General features: G+C 65.9%; 1 protein-coding gene and 4 pseudogenes. 2 read left to right on the forward strand and 3 right to left on the reverse strand.

The genetic code is table 11. The features are described 5' to 3' along the window. Together KTN05_RS17300 and KTN05_RS17305 are read right to left on the reverse strand one after the other, a co-directional pair. Positions 1–302 (reverse strand): annotated as a pseudogene (locus KTN05_RS17300) (hypothetical protein); the annotation flags it as partial. A 119-nt stretch (positions 303–421) separates the two neighbouring features. Continuing rightward, positions 422–649 carry a hypothetical protein gene (locus tag KTN05_RS17305; protein WP_217330616.1) on the reverse strand — a complete coding sequence of 76 codons (228 nt, stop codon included), beginning with the start codon at positions 647–649 and terminating at the stop codon, positions 422–424. Between KTN05_RS17305 and KTN05_RS17310 the strand changes: the two are divergent. Beyond that, a pseudogene (locus KTN05_RS17310) lies at positions 648–1,677 on the forward strand (IS110 family transposase). The gene KTN05_RS17305 and the pseudogene KTN05_RS17310 sit on opposite strands and share 2 nt — an antisense overlap. 315 nt (positions 1,678–1,992) lie before the next feature. Beyond that, positions 1,993–2,520: pseudogene (locus tag KTN05_RS17315) on the forward strand (IS5 family transposase); the annotation flags it as partial. A gap of 57 nt (positions 2,521–2,577) precedes the next feature. Here the strand turns inward: KTN05_RS17315 and KTN05_RS17320 are convergent. Then, a pseudogene (locus KTN05_RS17320) lies at positions 2,578–2,829 on the reverse strand (ATP-binding cassette domain-containing protein); the annotation flags it as partial. Between the last annotated feature and the right edge of the window lie 45 nt (positions 2,830–2,874).

Genomic DNA, 2,874 nt, shown 5'->3' on the forward strand with positions numbered 1-2,874 from the left:
TTGTCGGCAAGTTGCGAGAGATAGCCGGTCATGTGCGACGTATAGGCGCCAAGCGCGAAGAAGCCGCCCGCGTTCGACGCACCCGCGACGCCGGCAAGCACGGTCGCGAGCGCCAGGTCGGCTGCGGGCGAGCGGCGACGCCCCGTCAGCACGCGCGCCGCGGCGATGGGTCGCAGGATATGTCGGCGGGGTTTCAAGGCGGCAACCAGATCTCCGATGATGGTTCTAGCGCCTGACCGGATGGCACCCAGTTTGCATATCTTCAAACAAAGTTGCAACCGGCGCGCGCGCGGGCCGGACATCGCTCAGACCGGCGGCTTCTCCGTCTGCATGGGCAGCTCGTCCAAGGGCGGAGCGGGCGGGAGGCCGATCGCAAGGATTTCCTGCTCGTCCAGCGACTCCCGTTCCATTAACGCCGCCGTCAGCGCGTCGAGTTCCGCACGACGCTTTCGCAGCAGGCGTCCGGCCTCGTCGTGGCATCGTCGATGATCCCCACCACCTCGGCGTCGATCAGCTCGACCGTCGCGTCGCTGTAAGGAATACTGCCGCGAAGGCCGGGGTTGCCGCCCGGCGTTGATGCTGTGACCGCCCCCGACGGCATCAACGTGCCAAGGTGGGTTTGTGATGATCCACAAAGGAGGACGGTCATGTCGGAGATTACCACCGTCGGGGCTCGATCTGGCGAAGAATGTGTTTCAGGCGCACGGGGCTAACGCCTCGGGCCAAGCTGTTTTGCGCAAGAAGCTTCGACGGGACCAGGTGCTGGACTTCTTCGGTCAGCTGCCGGCCTGCGTTGTCGCCATGGAAGCTTGCGGCGGTGCGCACTTTTGAGGCCGTGAGCTTGGAAAGCTGGGCCATGAGGTGCGCCTCATCCCGCCTGCCTACGTCAAACCCTTCGTGAAACGGCAGAAAAATGACGTCGCCGATGCCGAGGCGATTTGTGAAGCAGCGCTGCGCCCGACGATGCGCTTCGTGCCCGTGAAGAGTGAGGAGACCCAGGGGGCGGCGATGGTCTTCCGCATCCGCGAGCTGCTGATCCGTCAGCGGACGCAGGCGATCAATGCCTTGCGCGGACATCTGGGCGAGTTCGGTCAGATCGTGCCGCAGGGCGCCGCCAACACGGCGCGGCTGGTTGCGATCGTCGAGAGCCCGGATAACGGCTTGCCTGCCGATGCCATCGTCACGCTGAAGGTGCTGGTCGCGGCGCTCGCCCATCTCGAGGTGGAGATCGGGAAGCTCGATGCCGAGATCGCCCGTCGGGCAAAGGAGAACGATGTGGCTCGCCGGTTGATGACGGTGCCGGGCATCGGGCCGCTGATCGCCACGGCCATCGCGGTTCTGGCTCCCCCGCCCGACACGTTCCGCCGGGGCCGCGACTTTGCGGCCTGGCTCGGCCTGACACCCCGGCAGCATTCGACGGGCGGCAAGCAGCGCATCGGGGCCACGACGAAGATGGGCGAACGGTCTCTGAGGCGCCTGCTGGTCATCGGCGCCAACAGCGTCATCATCAAGCGGCACGTCCATGCGAGCGCCCGACCGTGGACTTGGCTGGGCGGAATGCTGACGCGCAAGCCGCCGATGCTGGTGCGGGTGGCGCTGGCCAATAAAATGGCGCGGATCGCCTCGGCCCTGATGGCCCGCGGCGGGGTCTATAAGGCTCCGGCCACGGCGGCGTAAGCCGTCGACGGTCGCGAGGACGTCGGAGCGAAAGAGGGCAAGGAGCAGTTTGGCGCAACGGTCGTAGACGGGGTCAGAGGAACCAGCCTGCAACAAAGTGCCATTGAGCACGCGGCGTTGATTTGGGACCTGATCCGCGAACACCATACGGGCCGGCGGCATGGAAATGGCCGCAACAGAGGCCGGATACATGTCAGCACCCGACAGCGCGCAAAATTGCTTCAGAAACCCTCTTGCGCAAGGGGCGGTTATACATGTTGCAGAACTCTCACTGTGAAGGATTCACACTACGAATCCTGCGGTTAGAGGGGCGGCATGAGCAAGCCCAAGCCCGCACGCTACCGCACGACGAACTGGACCGCCTACGACGATGCGCTCCGGAAGCGTGGGTCTCTGCTGATCTGGCTGGACAAGGAGATGGCTTGGCACGCACCGCATGAGGGTCGCCCGGGGCGCCCGCCGGTCTTCTCGAATGCGGCGATCCAGTTCTGCCTGTCGATCAAAGTTCTGTTCAAGCTTCCGCTCAGGCAGACTGCCGGGATGGTCTCCAGTCTCCTGCAGCTTGCCGGGCTGGACTGGCCCGTTCCGGACTATTCGACCCTGTGCCGCAGGCAGAAGACCCTGAAGGTGCGGATCCCATATCGCCGCACTACCGGGCCGCTGAACCTGCTGGTGGACAGCACAGGGATCAAGTTCCTCGGCGACGGTGAATGGCAGGCGCGCAAGCATGGTGTTCAGGGCCGTCGCCAATGGCGCAAGGTCCATCTGGCCATGGACACGCCCACATCCGACATCCGCGCGGTCGAGTTCACCCCCAGCCGGGAAGGCGACAGCCCCGTCTTGGGCCAGGGCAACCCGCTGCCTCTGCCCGCCCGAAAGCTGGGCGGGCAGTCTGTCGGCGAAACCCTCCAAGCCCACTGCCTCGATCAGGGCCGCGGTGCGGCGGGGATCCGCCGGCTCGCGCCGCAGCCGGGCACCCAGATCGACGTTCTGCGCGACGCTCAGCCACGGAAAGAGACCAGGGTCCTGCCCCATCAACGCGGCGGGCACGGTCCTGACCTCGCCATGGAAGGCCACGCCGGTGGGAAGCCCGGCGAGCAGCCGCAGCAGGGTGGACTTGCCCACGCCCGAGGCGCCGAGCAGGCAGGTCACGCTTCCATGCGGCAGGGTAAGGTAGAGGGGCGCGAACAGTCCCGG

Origin of the sequence: Paracoccus sp. Z118, from assembly GCF_019061185.1 — a bacterium.
Classification (GTDB): domain Bacteria; phylum Pseudomonadota; class Alphaproteobacteria; order Rhodobacterales; family Rhodobacteraceae; genus Paracoccus.

Bases quoted from the DNA above. Each gene is read 5' to 3' on its own strand.
- KTN05_RS17305 (WP_217330616.1), bottom strand. From the start codon at position 649: ATGACCGTCCTCCTTTGTGGATCATCACAAACCCACCTTGGCACGTTG.